11 protein-coding genes and 1 pseudogene are annotated in these 20470 nt (G+C 73.5%); 5 read left to right on the plus strand and 7 right to left on the minus strand.

Annotated features, from left to right (window positions below; all coding sequences use genetic code 11):
* Positions 1 to 60 precede the first annotated feature (60 nt).
* Positions 61 to 5115, plus strand: a complete 5055-nt coding sequence (locus E0504_RS42305) for a diguanylate cyclase (RefSeq protein WP_243657866.1) — start codon at positions 61 to 63, stop codon at positions 5113 to 5115.
* Between the two features lie 239 nt (positions 5116 to 5354).
* Positions 5355 to 5513: a hypothetical protein gene (locus E0504_RS50885; protein WP_165938789.1), complete on the plus strand. Its 159-nt coding sequence runs from the start codon at positions 5355 to 5357 to the stop codon at positions 5511 to 5513.
* Between the two features lie 63 nt (positions 5514 to 5576).
* Here the strand turns inward: E0504_RS50885 and E0504_RS42310 are convergent.
* Positions 5577 to 7233: pseudogene (locus tag E0504_RS42310) on the minus strand (IS1182 family transposase).
* A gap of 161 nt (positions 7234 to 7394) precedes the next feature.
* On the opposite strand from E0504_RS42310, the gene E0504_RS42315 reads away from it, so the two are divergent.
* Both E0504_RS42315 and E0504_RS42320 read left to right on the plus strand, forming a co-directional pair.
* Positions 7395 to 8978 carry a serine/threonine-protein kinase gene (locus tag E0504_RS42315; RefSeq protein WP_112105316.1) on the plus strand — a complete coding sequence of 528 codons (1584 nt, stop codon included), beginning with the start codon at positions 7395 to 7397 and terminating at the stop codon, positions 8976 to 8978.
* Positions 8979 to 9132: 154 nt separating this feature from the next.
* Entirely contained in the window at positions 9133 to 9810 is a 678-nt protein-coding gene (locus tag E0504_RS42320) for an enoyl-CoA hydratase-related protein (RefSeq protein WP_071060024.1), read from the plus strand.
* Positions 9811 to 9837: 27 nt separating this feature from the next.
* Here E0504_RS42320 and E0504_RS42325 read toward each other — a convergent pair whose 3' ends face one another.
* The 5 genes from E0504_RS42325 to E0504_RS42345 all read right to left on the minus strand — a co-directional run bounded on the left by E0504_RS42325 (position 9838) and on the right by E0504_RS42345 (position 17399).
* Positions 9838 to 11046 (minus strand): amidohydrolase family protein, encoded by a 1209-nt coding sequence (locus tag E0504_RS42325; RefSeq protein WP_112105315.1) that lies wholly within the window; start codon positions 11044 to 11046, stop codon positions 9838 to 9840.
* A 141-nt stretch (positions 11047 to 11187) separates the two neighbouring features.
* Positions 11188 to 12108, minus strand: a complete 921-nt coding sequence (locus E0504_RS42330; protein WP_235013756.1) for an acyl-CoA thioesterase domain-containing protein — start codon at positions 12106 to 12108, stop codon at positions 11188 to 11190.
* Positions 12109 to 12268: 160 nt separating this feature from the next.
* Positions 12269 to 14761, minus strand: coding sequence for a transglutaminaseTgpA domain-containing protein (locus E0504_RS42335; protein WP_112105313.1), 2493 nt, complete (start codon positions 14759 to 14761; stop codon positions 12269 to 12271).
* The gene (locus tag E0504_RS53785; RefSeq protein WP_131627169.1) at positions 14758 to 16428 is read right to left on the minus strand and encodes a DUF58 domain-containing protein; all 1671 of its coding nucleotides are present in this window, start codon (positions 16426 to 16428) and stop codon (positions 14758 to 14760) included. The genes E0504_RS42335 and E0504_RS53785 overlap by 4 nt, the downstream gene beginning before the upstream one ends.
* Positions 16425 to 17399, minus strand: coding sequence for a MoxR family ATPase (locus tag E0504_RS42345; RefSeq protein WP_112106272.1), 975 nt, complete (start codon positions 17397 to 17399; stop codon positions 16425 to 16427). The genes E0504_RS53785 and E0504_RS42345 overlap by 4 nt, the downstream gene beginning before the upstream one ends.
* An 854-nt stretch (positions 17400 to 18253) precedes the next feature.
* On the opposite strand from E0504_RS42345, the gene E0504_RS42350 reads away from it, so the two are divergent.
* The gene (locus E0504_RS42350; protein ID WP_243657867.1) at positions 18254 to 19672 is read left to right on the plus strand and encodes a hypothetical protein; all 1419 of its coding nucleotides are present in this window, start codon (positions 18254 to 18256) and stop codon (positions 19670 to 19672) included.
* Here E0504_RS42350 and E0504_RS42355 read toward each other — a convergent pair whose 3' ends face one another.
* Positions 19673 to 20329 carry a hypothetical protein gene (locus E0504_RS42355; protein ID WP_071060017.1) on the minus strand — a complete coding sequence of 219 codons (657 nt, stop codon included), beginning with the start codon at positions 20327 to 20329 and terminating at the stop codon, positions 19673 to 19675.
* Positions 20330 to 20470 lie beyond the last annotated feature (141 nt).

Below are 20470 nucleotides of genomic sequence, written 5' to 3' on the forward strand. Positions count from 1 at the left end.
GTCGTGATCGGGGGAAGGCTTGGGATGTGAGCTGCTTGTAACACGACGTGAGGTTGGCAGATGGCATTCCAGCGAACGGCACCGGGCCGGGATCCGCCGCTGGCGGGGCGGGTGGAGCTGCTTCACGAGTCGGAGCGGACCCGGGTCGCTCGGCTGGTGTTCCCGTCTGGGAGTGTGATCCGGAAGGAGCCGCTGGGGCTTGGCGCTGCGCGACGGTTGCGGCATGAGGTGGAGATTCTCGAACGGCTGTCGGGAGTCGAGGGGGCTGTGCAACTGGCCCGTGGAGTGGCGCCGCAACTGGCCGCTGGGGTGGCGCCGTCGGCTGACTCGATCTTGCTGGTCGATGTCGCCGGTAGGGCTCTGTCCGAGCGGGCCAGGCCACTGGATCCGGCTGGGTTGGTTGATCTGGCCGGATCGCTCGCGCGTGCCGTGGCGGGGATGCATCACCGGGGTGTGGTCCATCGGAACATCAACCCGGCGAACCTCGTGGTGAGTGGGGACGAAGGCGCGCTGTTTCTGATCGACTTCGCGTTGGCTACGACCTTCGCGACCGTCCAGCAGGGGTTCGTGCATCACAGCGAGATCGTCGGGACGTTGCCGTATCTGGCGCCGGAGCAGACCGGTCGGACTGGTCGCCGGGTCGATCAGCGGGCTGATCTGTACGCGGTTGGGGCGACTTTGTACGAACTGGCGACCGGCGCGCCGCCGTTCGGCGTGGGGGATCCGTTGCGGATCATTCATGACCATCTTGCGCGGGTGCCGGTGCCGCCGTCGGTGGTGAATCCGGTGGTGCCGGCCGGCCTGTCGGCGATCATCATGCATCTGTTGGAGAAGGAGCCGGACGATCGCTATCAGAGCGCGGACGGGCTGGTGCATGATCTCGCCCTGGTGCGCCGCGGCGCATTGATGCGCCCCGGTGAGCATGATTTTCCGGCACGGGCTTTGGCGCCGTCCCGGCTGGTCGGGCGGGAGCAGGAGATCGGCGAGCTGGGCGCGGCGTTTGTCGAGGCGATGGAGGGCCGCTGCCGTGGAATCCTCGTCAGCGGCGCACCGGGGGTGGGCAAGACCTCGCTCGTCAACGAGCTGCGGCCGGTCGTGGCCGGTAACGATGGCTGGTTCGTGGCGGGCAAGTTCGACCAGTATCGCCGTGACCAGGAGTTTGACGCGGTTTGGCAGGCGTTTCGGGCGCTGGGCCGGCTGTTGTTGGCCGAGCCGGAGGACCACCTGGTCGAGCTGCGGGAGCGGATGCTGCGGGCTGTGGGGCCCAACGCCGGACTGGCGGCCACCGTCCTCCCGGAGTGGGCGACGTTGCTGAGGGTGCCCCCGGAGCCGGGGGATCCGATGACAGCGCAGGCGCGAGCACAGCGCACTGCGGTGGAGATCCTGCGTGCGGTTGCCTCTCGGAAACGGCCGTTGGTGTTGTTCGTCGACGACCTGCAGTGGGCCGGGCGAACACCGCTGGGTTTCGTCGACCTTCTCTTCGGTGGCGAGGAGGAGGTCGAGGGGCTGCTGCTGGTCGGCGCGTACCGGGAGAGCGAGGTGGATGCCGTTCATCCGCTGGCGCCGATGCTGGCCCGTTGGCGTCGCCAGCCGGCCGGTCCGTCCCACGTGCGGTTGGGGAACCTGGCGCCGGACGGTCAGGCGGGTATGGCGGCGGACCTGTTGCGCCTGGCTCCAGAGCCCGCCGCCGAGCTGGCGCGGATGATCGCGCCTGCGACCGGGGGCAATCCGTACGACACGGTGGAACTGCTCAACTCCTTGCACCACGACGGTGTCCTGGTCTTTGGCGACGGCGGTTGGCGATGGGACCGGTCCACGCTGCGTGGCCGACTGGAGCGCGTGGACGTGGCCGGACTGCTGGCCGCGCATCTGGCGACGTTGCCGCCGGTCACCGGCGATGTGCTGGCGATGATGGCCTGCCTGGCCGGCAGGGTGGAGCTGGACCTCCTGAAGGCCGCGACCGGGCTACCGGCGGAGGAGGTGGAGCGGCGGCTCGGCCCCGCCTTCGCCAACGGCCTGCTGGTGCTGGAGCCCGACGGCCGGCCCGCCGTGCGGTTCCACCACGACCGAACGCAGGAGTCCGTCCTGCGCGGACTTGCTCCGCACGCGCAGCACGACACACGGCTGTGTCTGGCCCGCCGCCTGGCCGGCCGAGGCGAGTTCTTCGCCGTCGCGGCGGAGCAGTACCTGCTTGTGGCCGACGCAGTGCATTCCCTGCAGGAGCGGCAGCTGATGGGAAGGCTCTTCCGGCGCGCCGCCGACCAGGCGCGCCCGCTGAGCAATTACATGCTGGTGGAGCGGTTCCTGACCGCGGCGGTGGCGCTCATCGACCCGACCGATACCGACGAATTGATCGCGGTCCACACCGGCCGGCACGAAGCCCTGTACTGCCTCGGCCGGTTGGAGGAGGCCGACGAGGTTTACCAGACCATCTGCCGGCTGTGCACCCACCCGGCCGGGCGCACGGGCGCCACCGTGGTACAGGTCAGGAGTTTCACCAACCGAGGCCGCGCTGGCGAGGCGATGCGGCTCGGCCTCGACCAGCTACGCCAGCTCGGCCTTGCCGTCCCTGATCAGGACCACCTCGCCGCGGAGATCGACCGCGGACTGGATGCGGCCTATCGGTGGATCGACCAGACGAGCGAATCCGACGATCTGCGCTGGCCGGGGATCATCGACCACTCCCAGATCGACACTTTCAAGATCGTCAACTCTGTCATGCCCGCGGCGTACTTCTCCGACCACGCGATGATGGCCTGGCTGACCCTGCAGGCGCTGGACGTGTGGGCACGGCACGGCCCGGATCCCGCCCTGCTCGGCCCGGCCGCCCACGCCGCGTTCGTGGCCATCGCCCGCAGGCAGGACTACCGCACCGGGTACCGCATCATGCGGCGGATCCTCGCGGTCGCTCGGGCGCGCGGCTTCGAGCCCGACATGTGGCAGGCGCAGTTCCTGTATGTACTCAGTACCGGCCATTGGTTCGACCCACTCGAGGACAACCTGTCCGCCGCGCGTGGCGCGTTGGAGCGTCTTCTCCAGAATGGCAGCCTGCAGAACGCGTGCTGGACCCACAGCGTTCTGCTGTCCAACCTGCTGGACTGCGCACCATCGCTGGACGTCTTGGCAGCCGAGGCCGACGAAGCGATGGCGTTCGCCAGACGTACCGGCAACGCACACGCTGAGGAGGCGTTCCAGACTTGCCGCCGGATGGTACGGGTGCTGCGCGGCGAGGCCCTTGAACCGGCGGCCGACGATGCGGCCCAACTGAGCATGCTGGCCGCCAACCCGCTCGCGGCCACCCACCTGCACCTCAACCGCGCCCTCGCCGCGGCTGTCTTCGATCACCCGGCTGAGCTGGCCCGGCACACCGCCGCCGCGATGCGATTGCTGCCGAGCGCCGAAGCAACCTATCTGACAGCGACGGCGCGCCTGCTGCGGGCCGTGGCGTTGGCGGGACAGGCCCGCACCGCCACCGAGACAGGCCGGCGCAGCGCGTTCCTGGCCGAGCTGGACGAGCTTGTCGGATGGCTGGCCGGGCGCGCCGCCGACGCACCGGCCAACTTCCTGCATCTGCTGCGCCTGGTGGAGGCGGAGCGGGCCTGGGCCGCCGGCGACTTCCACGAGGCGGCGTACGCGTTCGACGCGGCACAGTGCGAGGCCTCGGTGCGGACGCGTCCCTGGCACCGGGCGCTGATTCTGGAACGCGCCGCCCGGTTCTACCTCGCTCACGGCATGGCAGCGGCTGGCAGTGCGTTGCTCGCCTCCGCCCGCCGCCAGTATCTGGACTGGGGAGCGACCGCGAAGGTCAGACAGCTCGACTGGGCCCACCCGACGCTACGGGCCGAACCCGCCGGTGCCCAGCCGACCGCGCAGCCACCGGCGGAGCCGACCTCCCGCCGCCCCAGAGTCACCGCCGGTAACCTCGACCTGCTCGGCGTCGTCGCTGCTTCGCAGGCGCTCAGCTCGGAGACCAGCATCGAGAGCCTGCAGGCCAGGGTCGTGGGAGTCCTGTCGGCAATGACCGGCGCCACCAGCATCCACCTGCTGTTGCGCGATGAGGAGCAGCGGGACTGGTTGGTGCCGGCCGGCGACGCCGGCACGATCACGCTTGCCGAGGCGGGCCGCCGGCGGCGACTGCCACCGTCGGTCGTTCTGTATGCCGAACGCACCGGCGAGCCCGTCGTCGTCGCCGATGCCACCGGCGACGACCGGTTCCGCCGCGACCCCTACGTAGCCGACCTGGACCGTTGCTCCCTGCTCGCCATACCCATCGTGATCCGCGGCGAGCGCCGGGCGATGCTGCTGCTGGAGAACCGGATGATCCGCGGCGCGTTCACCACCGAACGCCTCGAAGGGATCATGCTCATCGCCGGACAGCTCGCGGTCTCCCTCGACAACGCCCAGGTCTACGCCTCCCTGGAACACAAGGTCGCCGAACGCACCCAGCAACTCGCCACCGCCAACCAGCGGCTCGAACAGCTATCGGTCACCGACGAGCTGACCGGACTGGCCAACCGGCGACGCCTCGACGAGGCTCTCGACGCCGAATGGCACCGGGCGACACGCCAGAAGGCACCCCTGGCCTTCGCCATGATCGACATCGACCACTTCAAGCTTTACAACGACCACTACGGCCACACCGCCGGCGACCGCTGCCTCCAACAGGTCGCCACCTGCCTGGCCGTCAACACCCGCGCCGTCGACCTCGCCGCCCGCTACGGCGGCGAGGAGTTCGCCATCGTGATGCCGGGCGCCGACCTCGACGCCGCAACCCGGCTGGCCCGGCGCCTGTGCGCCGCCGTCGCGGAACTCGCCCAGCCACACCCGCTGGTCGCCGACAACATCGTCACGGTCAGCATCGGCGTCATCGCGATCACCCCCACCCCCCACGACGACCCGGCAGCCTTCGTCGAACTCGCCGACGCGGCCCTGTATCAGGCCAAAAACGGCGGACGCAACCGCGTGGCAGCAACCAGCACGTCGAACGGGGTCGAGTCGATCTGCCTCAGCTCACCCGGCGCGGCGACCGTTACCGCGGAGAACGACCGCCGGGACGCACGGCCAGCGACCGGCGGGCGCGCCGAACCGGTGACGTGGCGGCCGTGCGCGAGCTGAAGAACCGCGAGTCGGTGACGCGGGGGTGCGGCTGCGCACGGCCCAGCGGTGGCTGCCCGGTACCAGGCCGGTAGGCCGGGCGGGCTCGCCCGGTCCGCGCGCGGGACGGGGCACGCGGCGACTGCCCGACGAACTGCGGCTGCTGATCGAGGGTCTGGCGCTTCACCCGCCGGAGCCGTCCGCGGCGCACGCGCGCGGTCATCCGGGAAATACAGCGCCGGAATACGGCTGGAAGCCGCATGGTGATCTTCGGTGGGGTGTTACTCGTCGGTGATGAGGTGGTCGAGGGTGCGGGTCTTGTCGTCTTCGGCGGGTTGGGTGTAGATCCGGACGGTTTCGAGTCGGGGAACCGTAGCGATACGACCGCGCCAGGGGAATCGATGGGCGGTACGGCGTGATGTGCGCCGTATCACTCGGTTTGACATCCTCTCCGCCCTGAAGGACTCCGTTGCCCAATTTGGTCATGCGGCGAGTGCGGAGGTGAGGGCGTTGAAGTGGCTGGTTCGGGTTCGTCCGGTCGGGGTGTCGGTCCACCAGCCGTGGAGGCGGACGAGGTTGATCGCGGTCGCGGCGAAGACGTGGGCGAGATGGTTCTTGGGCAGGCCGTGGTAGCGGGCGTGGCGGATACCGGTGGTGGCGGTGGCCTGGTGCATGGTTCCCTCGACGCCGGCCCGGAGGTCGTAGCGCTTCTTCCACGCGTCGGTGGCCTGCTCGGCGCGGAGCCGTTCAAGCAGTTCGTGCTGGTCGCGGGGACGCAGGGTGAGCTTGCGGGCCGCGGTCGCAGAGGAGGTGCAGCGGGCGCGCAGCGAGCAGGGCAGGCAGTCCACCCTGCGGAAATCGACCTTCAGGACGGGTTTCCCTCGGGCCTTCTCGGTTCGCCAGGTGCTGCTGGCGGCGCCGTTCGGGCAGGTGGCCTGCTGTCGGTCCCAGTCGATGGTGAAGTCGGACAGGTCGAAGGCGCCGGGGGTGCGGGCCTGCCAGGAGGTGTTCACTCCGAGCGGGCCGACCAGTTCGACGCCATGCTCGGCCGCGCTGGTCAGGAACAGCTCGGTGGAGGTGTAGCCGGTGTCGACGGCGTGTTCGGCGGGCAGCAGACCACGGCTGGCGAGGTGGGCGTGCACGACAGGGGTCGTCTCCTGGTCGGTGACGGTGGCGTCGGTGGTCTCCACGTTGGTGATCATGTGTGGGGTGTCGTCGTCGCAGGTCTCGGTGAGGTGGACCTTGTAGCCGACCCAGCCAGACCCGCGTTTGATCCCGTAGCGTGCGTCAAGGTCATAGGGAGAGGCCAGCCGGCGTCTGCCCGGCGGGAGGTCCTTGTCCTCCCGCCAGACCACCTCCGTCCCGGTGCGGTGGTACTGCTGGACCCACGCGACGCGCAGGACGTCGATCGCGGGGATCTCGCGCAGCCAGGCCGGCGCGTCGGGAGCGCCGACCGCCGTGAGCAGGGTGAACCCGTCCCGGCCGATCATGACGGCCAGCTCGGCGCGGCCCGACGCCGACCCCGGCAGCCGGTAGGACTCCACCCGCGCCGCATAGCGACGGTCCCAACCGGGCTCGACGACCCCGGCCAGCCAGCCAGGGGCCGCCGCGGCCAGCGCCTCAAGCGCCCCACGCATCGTCTCACCGACGAACTCGAGCCGGTTGAGCGAGCGCACCGCGGCCAGCACATGGGTGGAATCGGTGCGGGCCCGCCCGCCCGCCCGCGCGCAGCAGCCCGAGGTCCGACAGCCGCGCGAGCAGCAGGTCCAGAACCTTCTCCTCCAGACCATGTTCCACGAGCCGGACCCGGAACCCGCTCAGCACGGAGAAGTCGAAACCCGGGTCGTCGAGACCGAGGCCAAGCGCGTACTTCCAGTCGATCCGCCCCCGGACCTGCTCCGCGGCCTGCCGGTCAGTGAGGTTCTCGGCGAACTGCAACACCGAGACCAGCGCCAACTGGCCCGGCGAACAGCCCGGCCGGCCCCGGGTCGCGAACGCCGACACGAACTCCTCGTCGCCGAACAACTCCCCGATCTCGTCGCGCACCCGGATCGCCAGAGCACCCCGCGGGAACGCCGCCCGCGCGACCCGCGCGGTCATCTCGGGAACCTCCGGCCACGGCTGTGGCTGCAACGACACCGCACACCTCACCAGACAGACAGGGACATCGCCTACCGTGCAGCCATCATCGCCCACAGCGAGGAACGCATTGGGCAACGGAGTCCTGAAGACCGGAGCACTGGCCCGCGGCTTGGTAGCGTGATCGATGTTGGCTCACGTCCCGGTGGAGGACATCCGCGATGATCAGTGGATATCGGTTCCTCCACGACATCGGCCACGGTGGGTTCAGCACCGTCCACCTCGCCGAACAGGAGATCTTCGACCGGCGGGTCGCGGTCAAGATCATGCATGCCGACCTGCGCGATCCGGACGCGGAGCGGCGATTCGTGCGGGAATGCCGGGCGACCGGGCGGCTCACCGGGAACCGACACATCATCACGGTGTTCGACGCCGGCACGACGTCCGATCACCGGCCCTACATCGCCATGGAGTACTTTCCCGGCGGAACGCTCAGTCAGCGGCTGGGAGAATCGGGACCGCTGCCCGTCCGGGAGGCGGTCGCCCTGATGATCCCGATCACGCGGGCGCTCGGCGCCGCCCACCTCCACGGCATCCTGCACCGCGACCTGAAACCCGCGAACATCCTGCTGCGCGGGCCCGGCGATCCGGTGCTCAGCGACTTCGGCATCGCCAGTATCAACGAGGGCGCCGAGGCGGCCACGATCTCGGCCGCCTTCACCGCCGGGTACGCGGCACCGGAGGTGATACTGGGCGAGCCTCCGGAGATCGCCTCGGACGTCTTCGCGCTCGGCGCCACGCTGTTCGCCCTGCTGACCGCCTCCACCCCGTTCCCGGGGCGGACGGTCGTGCAGATCCTGACGCGCATCCAGGATGGCGACATGCAGCCGGTCACCCGGGATGACGTCCCGCCGGAGCTGATGGACCTGCTGCACCGGATGCTCGCGGCGGAGCCCGGGCAGCGGCCGGGCACCGAACAGATCGCCGCGGGGCTCGACGCCACCCTGGCCTCCCTGAGCACACCCGCCAGGCGGGCAGGCGGGCAGGCGGGCGGACCGCCGGCCGGGCAGGCGGGCGGGCTGGCAGGCGGAAGCGCCCGGGGTCCTTCCGCCGGGCCGCCCCCGGCTACCACCGACCAGTTCCCCGGACAGCCGCGCCGGCCGCGCCCGACGACGCCGCGGCGACGGTTCCCGCGGCGGGGGATGGTCATCGCCGGGCCGGTGGCGCTGCTCGCGCTGGCGGCGGTGCTGCTCGTCCTGCTCACCGGCGGCGGCGAGGACGCGGCCGACGGCACGCCCCCGCCGGTCGATCCCGGGGCCACGGAGGTGAGCACGCCCCCGGAAACCGGCTCGGCGACCGGGCTGACGCCGCCCCCCGGTCCGTCGTCGGCGCCCGTCGGGACCACCGAGGGTGCTCCCCCGGGCCCGACGGGCTCCTGCGGATACCAGGCAGCGACGGTGGCCGACTACCGCGACCGGCGGTTCACGGAACGGTTCATGTGCTCGACCAGCGTGAACTCCCCCGTGTACGCGAACGTCGCCGCCGGCGCGGGCGAGCCGCTCGATGACTCCGGGCTCATGCGCGCGTCCGCCACGGTCTGGGTGATCTGCCAGCTCGAGGGACGGGCGAACCCCGTTCTCGACGGAAAGACGAGCACCTGGTGGCTCTACACCCAGGGGGACCTCTCCCGCCCGAACGCCTTCGGGTACACCGGGAGCTGGGGCTACCTGCCCGCGACCGCGGTGCGTGACGGCGTCCAGGGCGAGCCCGTTCCCGGCGTCCCCGTCTGCGCCGGCCCGCTCTGAGAATCCGGGCGTCGAATCCGGGCGTCGCCGAATCCGCCCCGTCGTTCGCCGCGTCGTTCGCCACGCGGGATGCGTCGGACCCGGCCGATCGACGATAGTCAGCACGGGAGACCGCCCGGCGCCCGGCCGGGGCGACTACGCGAGGAGCGCGCACGTGGCAGGACTCGACCGCGATGGTGACGTGTTCGTCCTGGACCTGGGCGACGGGGAGAACCGGCTGAACCCGGCCGCGGTCGCCGCCATCAACGCCCGCCTCGACGAGGTGACCGCCGCGGCCGGGCCGAAAGCGCTGGTAACGACCGCCGAGGGCAAGTTCTGGAGCAACGGGTTCGATCTCGCGTGGATGACCGCGAACCCCGGTGAGATCGGGCCGTTCATCCAGTCGGTGCGGGTGCTGTTCGCGCGGATGGTGACGCTGGCGCTGCCGACCGTCGCCGCGGTCGGCGGGCACGCCTTCGGCGCCGGGGCCGTTCTCGCGCTGACCCACGACCAACAGGTCATGCGGGTCGACCGGGGCTACTTCTGTCTGCCCGAGGTCGACGTCGACATCCCCTTCAGCATCGGGATCACCGAGCTGATCCGGGCGCGCATGCCGGTGCGCACGGCGCACGAGGCGATGACGACCGGCCGCAGGTACGGCGGCGACGACGCGCTCGCGGCCGGCATCATCGACGGCGTCGCCGACCAGGAGAAGGTCCTGGCGACGGCGATCGCGATGGCCCGCCCACTCACCGGCAAGGCGTCACGGACGCTGGGGACCATCAAGTCGAGGCTGTACGCGACCGCGGTCGCGGGCCTCGTGTCGGGCGAGGCCGTCGAGGTCCCGGTCTGACGCCCGTCGACCGGGTGATCCGCTGGCCTACGGGGTGATCGCCGGCCAGTCGCCGCCCTGCGGGAGCGGGTGCCGGAACAGCCTCGCGGCGTTGCCACCGGCGATCATCACGGCCTCGTGCCGCGGGATGTCGGCGAAACGCTTGCGCAGCAGGTCCTGCGAGCCCGGCCAGGTCGAGTCGGCGTGCGGGAAGTCCGTCTCGAACAGGATGTGGTCGATCCCGATCATGTGACGCTGGTCGAGCGTGCCGGGGTCGTCCAGCATGCAGAAGTAGAAGTTCCGGCGCAGCGCCTCGCTCGGCGTCACGTCGTACGTCCACGGCGTGCCGCCGCTGCCGGAGTGCTCGAGCACGTAGTCGAGGCGGTTGATCGCCATCGGCACCCAGCCGATGCCACCCTCGCTCAGCGCGATCCTGAGGTTCGGGTAGAGCGCCGGGATGCCCGCCCACACCCAGTCCACGGCCGCGCAGAACGCGCCCGCCGGGAAGAGCGACGTCTGCACGTTCAGGCCGCCGCCCGGCGAGCCCTGCAGGACGAAGCCGCTCGCGCCGCAGTGCAGCGAAATGACCGTGTCGGTCTCCTCGCACGCCTTGAAGAACGGCTCCCAGTGCCTGTGGTTGGTGATCGGCGGAAGCTTGAGCAGATGCGGCGACTCGAGGAACGACACCGAGGTGAAGCCGAGCTCGGCGTTGCGGCGGATCTCCTCGGCGGCGACCTCGGGGTCCTTGAACCAGGGCAGCTGCATCGGGATGAAGCGCTCCGGGTACGCCCCGTGCCACTCCTCGACCATCCAGCTGTTCCAGGCACGGACCGCGGCGAGCCCGACCTCCTGGTCGTTGTTCATCGACAGCACGCGGCCGGTGAAGCCCCACGCCCCGGAGGGGAAGCACAGTGACGCCCAGATGCCGTCGAGGTCCATGTCCTTCACACGGGCATGGACGTCCCACGCGGACCGGCGCATCTCGCTGAAGTTCAGCGGGTCGAGGTTCCACTCGGACTGCGGGCGCCCGGCGACGACACTCATTCCGTTGTCACGGTAGAGCCGGTCGCGGTAGACCCAGGCCTCCGAACCGTCCGGCGTCGTGATCACCTGAGGTGCCTTGTCCCGAAGGTTCGCCGGGAACCGCTTGACGAAGATGTCGGCAGGCTCGGTCAGATGATCGTCCACCGAGACGATCGAGTAGCTGCGTTCCTGCGGCTCTGGGTCCGGAAGCAGCTGCCAGTTCGGCCTCGGCATGATGCGCTCCTAGTTCTCGCCGATCAGACGCGCCAGCGATTGTTCGCGAGCGTTTACTCTCTACGATCCTAGCCGCACCCGCAAGGGCGGGGCGTCCGATCCGAGGCGGGGTCCAGGTCCCCCTCGACGTCGGGGCGGGTCTCAGCCGAGGGCCAGCTCCTGGGCGGTCGAGGCGACCAGCAGGCCGTCCCGGTCGAAGAAGGTGGCCCGGGTGAACGTCCGCGGGCCCGCGCCGGACGGGCTGTCCTGGACGAGGAGCAGCCACTCGTCGGCACGGAACGGGCGGTGGAACCAGGCGGCATGGTCGAGCGCCGCCGCCCGGGACGGTTCCCCGCCGACCGGCGCGCGGGCAGCTGGCGGCGGCCAGTTGGCGAGGGCGGCCGCGGCGTGGCCGGCGATGTAGGTCAGCGCGCCGGCGTGCAGGCGCTGGTCGTCCGGTAGCCCCTCGACGAGGCGCACCCAGGCGATCGGGCGCCCCGGCCCCTTCCCACCAGACCGGGCGCCCCTACCCGCTGGACCACCGGCAGCGGTTCCTGGGCCGGCCGCGGAGCCCGGGCCGGCCGCGGAGCCCGGGCCAGCAGCGGGGGCTGGGCCGGCTGCCAGCCGCAGGTCGACGAGCAGGTCGCCCAGCTCCCGGGGGTCGGTGCGCCAGCGCTCCAGGGCCTCGGGGGGTGGCACGCGGGGAGCGCGCAACTGGTGTCCGCCGCGCCAGCCCCGCTGGTACGACAGGTGCATCGCGCAGACCACCTCACCGGCCTGCACCCCCGTCACCCGCCGGGTCACGGACGTGGCCCCGTCCCGGACCCGGTCGACGAGGTACACGACCGAGTGCTCCTCGCGCGGAGGGCGCGGGAACTGGGCCTGCACCGAGTGCAGGGGATGCCCCGAGCCCACCGTCCGGCCGGCCGCGAGCTGCCCCTGGACGGCGATCTGCCCCAGGTGGACGGGCACGCCCCTGGTGCCGCCCCGGAAGACGTCGCGGTCGACGGCCTCGAGCTCGGCGACGCCGGGAAAGGTCGGTGCGGTGCCCCGAGCCGGTGGCCGGGCGGCACCGCGACGCACGACCCTGTCCACGGTTATCCGGAGCGGCGTCAGGCGAACCTCGCGGACCAGCCCCGGTGTCCTCGGCCCGGGAGTCCGGTGATCGCGGGTGGATGGGCCGTCCGGTGGGCGTTCCCGGCGGGCGGCGGCTTGGGTGGGGTCGAGGTCGGGGATGCCAGGATCACGCCGCCGGGGCAAAGCGCTTCCCGTCCGAGACATACCCGGCCGGCGGGGTGCCCGGATCGGGCCGCCCTTGGTCGGTGCCGGGGTCGCGCGGGCCGTCCGGGTCCCCCGCGGCCCCGGTCGGCGGATCTCCCGGATCCCGCGGATCCCGTGCGTCCCGCAGCCGGCGGAGCTCGGTGGCCACGGTGCTCGGGGCCAGCGTCCGGCGGATCCGCGCTCGGCGTGTCGTGCGCTCGCGCAGGGCCCGCTCGAACCGGTCGAGGAGGCGGCAGGCCTCGTCCGCGGCGCGGCGGCCGGGGATGCCCTCCCATTCCACCGCGGTCACGGGGGCGAACAGGGCGAGGGTCACGATGTCGGCCAGCTCGCGGATCGCCGTCTCGCCGGACGGGCCCACCTCGGCCACGGCGAGCCGGGCGACTTCTCCCGGACTCGCGGCGGCCGGGACGGGCAGGCCCACGTCGGCGAGCGCGTCGACGGCCTGCCGCCAGGCGTCGACCACCCTGCGTCGTGGGTGGCCCGCGCGGCGCAGGCGGCCCCGCCGGAGCGAGGGCAGCGCGACGGCGAGCGCGAGATACAGCGCCGCGGCGCCGGCGATCGCCAGGCCGCTCCGGATGGCCCAACGTGACCAGGCACCCGGGCCGGGCGGCGTGGCCGCCGGGGTGGAGTCCTCCGTGGCCCGGGTGGCCGGTGCCGTGGTCTCGACCGCGGAGCGCAGGGCGACGTCGATCAGTTCCGCCTGCTCGGGGGTCTCGCCCGGATTCGATCCCGCCACGCTCGCGCCGCGGGCGTCCGCGGCCGGCGGGGTGGGGAAGAACGGCAGCCAGCCGGCGCCGTCGAAGCGCACCTCGGCCCAGGCGAGCGCGTCGGCGCCGTGCACGGTGCGGGGCTGGCCGTCCACCGCGGGGGGCGCGGTGAATCCCACGGCAAGCCGGGCGGGCAGCCCCAGGATGCGGGCCGCGAGGACGAAGGCGGTCGCGAACTGCTCGGACGTCCCGCGGTGGGTGTGGGCGAGGAAGTGGTCGATGTGCCCGTACGAGTGTCCGGGTGGGACGGCCGGGTCGAAGGTGAAGGTCGCGCTCAGGTACTGCCGCAGCAGCGCGGCCCGTTGGAACGGGGTGCTCCCCCGGGCCGTCGCGATATCCGCCAGACGGCCGAGGATGGCCGGCGGGTCGGCGGGGACCTCGAGGTCGGGATCGGGCCCGCCCGTTCGGGCGGTGCCGGCGTCGAACCTGGGGAGATCCGCCGGCGCGGGCCGGGGGTCCGGCGCTGAAGTGATCTCGTAACGGTCGCCGGGAAGCAGCGGACGGTCGTTCAGCAGGGTTCCGGTGCCGGGATCGACCCGGACACCGGTGGGGGCGCCCACCAGACGCCCGTCCGACGGGAGGATCCGCCCGCCCAGTCCGGCGATCTCGATGACCTGCCGCATCTCGCCCACCGGTGCCGGGCCGGGCCCGTCACCTGCTGGATCAGCGGCCCGGTCGCCGGCAGCGGGATCACCGGCCGGGTCGTCGGCGATCCCGGCTTGCGACGAGGGTGGCCCCGAGCCGGCCCGAACGAAACGGGCGGTCGACCGCCACTGGGCGCCGTCGTAGGAGTCGAGGACGGCGAGCCGGAGGGTCACCGGCTCGGCCGGGGCCGGCCCGCTGACGTCGGTGCGGAAGAGCACCTCGTCCGGATGGGCGGTCCAGCCGCCGAGTGCGCTGAGCGGGCTCGGCTCGGTCTGGCTCACCGGTGGTGTCGAGCGGTGGGTGCGGGGGTCGACGGGGTCCCCGCCGCCGGCCCTCGTCGCGGCCGTGCCGGCGAACACGCCGACCACGACCACGAGCAGTGTCGCGCCGCCCCGGCGCGCGAGCTCACGGCGCGGGCCGCGGCTCGCGGCCCGGGGCGCTCTGATCATGAGGAACAGCGCGGTCAGGGCGGCGAGGGCACCGGCCCGGGCCAGGTTGTCCCCGGAGGCGGGGACGGCCAGCGCGGACGCGGCGAGAAGGGCTACGGCGGCGGGCAGTGCCGGGGCGAGCGCCGCGCGGGTCCGCACGGCGAGCTCGGCGCCGAGCGCCGCGGCGAGCCAGGTGGGGGCGAGCGCGACGATCAGCAGGTCGGGGTCGGCCGGGGCGGGGACGCCCATGTCGAGGACCCGGGCCCACCCGTCGAAGACGCCTGTGCGGACCACATCGAGGCGGGCCATGAGATCGCCCGATCCGGCGGCGACGGTGTAGGCCGTCCAGGCTACGAAGCCGGCCAGCCATACGGGCACGGTCAGCGCCGGCGAGACCGGGCGGCCGTGCCGGGAGAGCGCGCCGACCAGGACGGCGGGCAGGACCGCCGCCACCGGCAGCAGCACCCACAGGTCCCGGGTCGGGAAGAGGCGGGTGAATCCCGTCCCGGCCACCAGGGCGAGGGCGGCGACGACGGCCAGCGCGGCGACGCGGCGTAGACCGGCCTCGCCCGGGGCGAAGGTGGCTCGGCGGACCGGGCCCGCGGCGCCGGTCACGATCCGCCGCCCGCGCCGCGCCCAGTCCTGGTCCTGGGACTGGGGCCGGGGCCGGGGCCGGCCGACGCCAGGGCGGCCACCGGTAGCAGCGGTCCCGCCAGGTCCGGCTCGGTTTCGGCCTGGCCCCATCCCGCTGAACCCGATCCCGCCGAGCCCACTGCCGCTGGACTCGCGGCCGGCGCCCGGGGCGGGAGGGGCGCGGCAGGCCAGACGTCGGTCAGGTCGGCGGGTGAGCCCAGGTGGATCATCCGCACCCGGCCCGAACCGGCGGTGCCGACCATGCCAACCGACCCCGCCACGCCAGCGGCACCGGCCACACCGGCCACACCGGCCATGCGGGTCGCACCTGCCGTACGGGCCGCGCCCGCCGATCCCGTCGAGCGGGTGGGCCCGGCGGGGGCGACCGGGCCGCCTCGTTCCGCGCGGGCCCGGGCCACCGCTTCCATGCTCGGGCGCAGGCGTGGGCGGTCACCGGGGGCGCGCCGGCCCCGGGCCAGCGCGGCGGCCTCGCTGCGCGGGCCCATCCGAAGCACGATCACCTGGCCGAACACGTGGGCCACCGGGGCGAGCGCCGCCGCCGCGTCCCGGTCGAGCGCGCCGGTCACCAGAACGAGGGTGCCGACGGGCCCGCGGCGCAGGGTACGCAGGACGTCCAGGGTCACGCCCTCGTCCGGCCGGACGTCGGCCAGCTCGTCGAGGAGGGACTCTGCGTCGGTGGAGCGTCGGCGACCGGTCATCCGCACCCCGCCCGAGGTGACCAGGCGGACGCCGTAGGAGTTGCGGGCGCAGGCGAGCACCGCGGAAGCGGCGACGTCGACGGCGTCCTCGAAGACGGCCGCCCCGACCGGGCCGGGCGGGTAGGCCCGCCGGCGGGTGTCCAGCACGACGGTGGAGGCGGGCTCACTGGGGTCCAGGTGCGTTCGGACCATCAGCGTGCCCGTGCGCGCACTGGCGGCCCAGTGCACCAGGCGCAGGTCCTCCCCGGGGGTGTACTCGCGCAGGGTGTGGAACATCAGCCCCCCGGACGCGCCACGTCCGCTCTGCCCGTCGGGGTCACGGGCCGGGGCGGCCGGCGGTGGGACCAGCGGGTATGCGCGGGGGCGGACCCGCAGGGTGAGGCTCGTGCCGAGGTACTGGTGGCGGTGGGCCAGCCCGAACGGATCAGACCGGTGCACCTGCGGGGGCCCGATCCGGCGGACTCCCCGAGCCGCGGTGTCGAGCGGCAGGACGATCTCCCGGCTGGCGCCACCGCGCAACGGGCGGATGTCCACGGCGATCTCGGGCCCGCCGGACCCGACAGACCCGCCGGGCTCGGCGGGCTCGGCGGGCTCGGCGGGCACCTCGCCCGGCTGGGCCGGCTCGGCTGGCAGGCGTAGGGCGAACGGGGGAGACGTCCAGCGGGAGTGGTTCACGATCGAGATGACCAGGGCGGCGTCGTCCCCGCGGGTGACCGCGGCAGGGGTGACCCGTGTCGTGACGGTGACCCGCGGCGGACGGGCCACCGCTGCCACCGCGGTGAACAGCGCCGCCGCGCCGGCACCGGCGAAGGCGGCGAGCTCCGCGTAGCGCAGGAGCACCGCCCCGAGGGCACAGGCGGCCGTCACGGCGAGCAGTCCCCAGGCGGCGGGCGTGAACCCCGGCAGCGTCCGGGGGGTCGGCTCGCTCACGCGCCCACGAGGCGACGGGGCGAGGGGACCGCGTCCAGGACCTCGGCGACGACGTCCTCGGCGGTGACCCGGCGCAGCTCGGCCTCCGGACTGAGCACGAGCCGGTGGGCGAGCACCGGACCGGCGAGCGCCTTGACATCGTCGGGGGTGGCGAAGGCACGCCCAGCCGAGGCGGCGCGGACCTGGACCGCGCGCAGCAGCGCCACGCTGCCGCGCGGGCTCGCGCCCAGCCGCAGTACGTCGTGCCTGGTCCGGGTGGCGGCGACAACCTGCACGACGTAGCGGCGCACCGCCGAGGCCACGTGCACGGCCAGGGTGCGCTCGGCGTGGGCGACGACGTCCTCGGCGCGCATCACCGGGCGGAGGTCCTCGACGCGACGGCCGACCTGGCGCCCCTCGAGGATCTCCAGCTCGGCGTCGAGCGTGGGGTAGCCGATGCGCAGCCGCATCAGGAAGCGGTCGAGCTGCGCCTCGGGGAGGGCGTACGTGCCGTCCATGTCGACCGGGTTCTGGGTGGCGATGACCATGAAGGGCAGCGGGACGGGGTAGCGGGTCCCGTCGACGGTGACGCGCTGCTCCTCCATGACCTCGAGCAGGGCGGACTGGGTCTTCGGCGACGCGCGGTTGATCTCGTCGGCGATGACGAGGTTCGCGAAGACGGGGCCCGGGCGGAACGCGAACTCGGCGGCCCGCTGGTTGAAGACGTTGGTCCCGGTGATGTCCGCGGGCAGCAGGTCGGGGGTGAACTGGATGCGGTGGCAGCCCGCGTTCACCGAGGCGGCGAGGCTGCGGGCGAGCGTCGTCTTGCCCAGGCCGGGGACGTCCTCGACCAGCAGGTGGCCCTCGGCGAACAGGCAGATCACCGCGAGCTCGACAGCGGTGCGCTTGCCGCGGATCACCCGCTCGACGTTCGCCACCACGTCGTCGAACGCGACCGCGAACGGGATGCCCCGATCCGCCTCGACCGTCATGCCGAACCTCCTGCTGGTGAGGCCTGCGTGATGTGGCGGGCCGCGCTGGTCGAGGGGGAGCGACCGGCGCGGCCCGCCGCGGGCGGCGGGGGGTGCCGCCCGGGAACGGCTCGGCTCCTGGCGCGCCTCCCGCGATTGGCCGCCAGTGCCCACCGGCACCACCGGCCAGCACCACCTGGCGGTGCCGCTGGCGACCTTTACCGCGGCGTCGCTGCCACGGAGCGAACCGTTCCGATGCAGTAGACGACCGAGTCGCCTGATTCGTTGTCCTCCGTCCGGAAACTATTGTGGGAATCGTGACGAGGGTTACGTCGCCCTCGCGCGCGCGGGCGCACACCCGCAGGTCACCGAGGAACGATCCGGCCACATCCGGCGACAGATGTCACGCTTCGACCAAATCCTGTCGCAACCAGTCGAGGCTGCAGCGCGTCAGACCTGTTGACGGGTCACCTCGAGGGCCGCGGGCCTCCGGGGGCTACGCACGCCCGATCCATGTCACGACGGAAACACAATTCGACAACAACCATCAGTTGTGTCTGATTGTGTCTTCTGGTCGTGCCTGGCGACCCGTCGCCGGCCTCCGCCCGGTCACCCTCCAGCCGGGCGGAGGCCTCGGCAGCCCCGATCGCAGCCCCGACGCACCAACCAGCCACGCCCCGAGCCCGAACCGCCCGGACCGGGCGGTTCGCCGCCCGGGAAGATCCGCCCGCGGCGAACCGCCCGCGGAGCCGCGACGCCCCTGGAGGTCCACGATTCCCGGCAGTTGGCGGCGCCTCCCGTGGCGGCCCTCTCGGCAGTTCGCGTGGCGGTTCCTCAGGCCGGCACGCGGTGGGCGTGCCCGCGCCGGGCTGGGCGTGCTGTTCCTCTGCGCCGCGGCGGCCCTCGTCGCGACCGGTCGCGGGGCCGCACCCACCGAGCTCGAGCTCACCGACGGCGGCGTGTGGCTGGCCACCACCAGCACGGGCACCCTCACCCACCTGAGCGGACCAGCCGGGCGGGCCGACGCCGCGGTCACCGTGCCCGGCGCCGTCGGACGTGACCTGACTGTCGCCCGCACCGGCGCGGCGGTCCTCGTGGCCGACCCCGGTTCGGGCCAGGTGCACCTGGTCGACCCTGCCCGGCTGGCCTCCGTCCGCTCGGCGGATCTGGGACCCGGGGTGACGATCGTCACCTCGGCGACGGCGGCCTACGCGGTCGACCCGGCGTCCGGGCGGGTCCGGCGGCTCACCCGCGACGACCTCGCCGGCGCCGGCCCCGTCCTGGAGCTCCCGCCGCCGCTGGGGCGCGCGGCGCTGACCGACGACGGAACCCTGTGGGTGCCGGTCCGGTCCGCGGGCACAGTCGTCGCCCTGCGGGACGGCGCCGCCGAGCCGCCGCACCCGGTCGCCCCGCCCGGCAACGCCGTCGACGTGGTCCTCGCGGGCGGGCACCCGCTCGCCGTGGACACCACCGCCGCCACCGTCACCGCCCCCGACACGGGCCGCGTGATCGCCCTGCCGCCCGCCGGCCCGACCAGCGGACCGCTCCCCGGCCTGCTGGCGCCGCCGCGCACGGACGGCGGCCCCGTGCCCCTCCTCGACCCGGCCACCCGCCGCCTGTTCCTCGTGGACGTCGATCAGGGCTTGGTGACCACGGTGGCCATCCCGGACATCCCCGGATCGGGCCAGCTCGGCACACCGGTGGTCCATGCCGGTCACGGGTACGTGCCGGACTCCGCGCTCGGCGTGGTGCTCGACTACGACATCGCCCGCGGCGGCTTCGGCGATCCGGTGCCGGTCGCCGCGCCCGCCGACCAACCGCGGCTCACGGTGGCCGTCGACGGCGACCTGGTGTGGATCAACGACCTGGCCGGGCCGAACGCCGTCCTCATCGACGGCCGGGGGCGGACGGCGATCGCCAAGCAGCCGCCGGATCTCGCCGGTCTGGCCACCGAGGCGGCCCGCCCGCTCCCGCCTGCGCCGCCGCTGCCGACGGCAAGGCGGCCGTCGGCGCCCGGCCCGGCCCGCGATCCGGGGCCGGCCACGCCGACCGCACCAGCCGCGCCGACGGGGACGGCCGCGCCGCGGACCACCTCCACCGGGCCGCCCACCCCGCCCGGACGGACCACGCCCGAGCCGACCCTCGTGCCGCCACCCACTCCACCCCCGCCGACCGGGCCACCACCGACCGGACCACCGCGGACGGCACCGCCGGACGGCACGCCGCCGCCGCTCCCCTCCCCGACCGTCGTGCCCCGGCCGACCACCACACCGCCCGGGACCGACCTCGGGTGATCAGCCCGCGAAGTCGATCGCCAGCCGGGCGGGGTCACGCAGCTCGACGACGCGGAAGCCGACCCGGGAGCCGAGCCCCACGCCGATGTGCACGTAGCCCTCGTAGTCACCGGCGAGCGCGTAGCTGATCGGGCCGGACAGCTCACCCCCGAACTGGGGGGTGGTCAGCGTGGACTCCCCCGCGTCGCCGTGCGCCACGGCCGGGGTGACGACGATCTCGAAGGTGACCGGGCCGCGCAGCGGCAGCGGCGCCCCCGAGCCGGGACGGAACACCTGGTCGACATAGCCCGCTGTGTAGCCGGGTAGGCCGCCGGCGAACTCGAGCACGAGCCGGTTGTAGGCGGCGCCCCCCTGCACGTTGCGCGCGGCGCGCAGCGCGACCAGCCGCGCCGGCGGCGTGACCTGGTGCTCAGCGCGCACCTCGCGGGTCGTCCAGGTCGACGGGGCCGCCGCCGGCCCCTCCGCCCCGACCGATCCGGACGGACCGCCCGATCCGGGGGTGCCGGCGGGGCCGGCTGACGGGGACGTGCCGGCCGGGCCGGACGAGACCGCCGCGCTGGTGCGCGGTGCCGGCGCCCCGTCCGGCCCCGATCCGCCCGTGCCGTCGCCGCACGCGGCGAGCGTGGTGAGGGCGGCACCCAGCAGGACCGCCAGCACGGCGGCCCCGCCCGTCCCGGGACGGATGACACGCCGCGAGCGACAGCGGGGGCCGAGGCGGTGCGGACTGAGGCGGTGGGGGGTGAGAGAGCGCTCCACGAGGGCCTCCGGGCGGACGTGCGGGAACAGGGCGATATCCGC

The organism is Parafrankia sp. BMG5.11, from assembly GCF_004337455.1.

Bases quoted from the DNA above. Each gene is read 5' to 3' on its own strand.
- E0504_RS42325 (WP_112105315.1), bottom strand. From the start codon at position 11,046: ATGCCGAGGCCGAACTGGCAGCTGCTTCCGGACCCAGAGCCGCAGGAA.
- E0504_RS42315 (WP_112105316.1), top strand. From the start codon at position 7,395: ATGATCAGTGGATATCGGTTCCTCCACGACATCGGCCACGGTGGGTTC.
- E0504_RS50885 (WP_165938789.1), top strand. From the start codon at position 5,355: ATGGTGATCTTCGGTGGGGTGTTACTCGTCGGTGATGAGGTGGTCGAG.
- E0504_RS42345 (WP_112106272.1), bottom strand. From the start codon at position 17,399: ATGACGGTCGAGGCGGATCGGGGCATCCCGTTCGCGGTCGCGTTCGAC.
- E0504_RS42305 (WP_243657866.1), top strand. From the start codon at position 61: ATGGCATTCCAGCGAACGGCACCGGGCCGGGATCCGCCGCTGGCGGGG.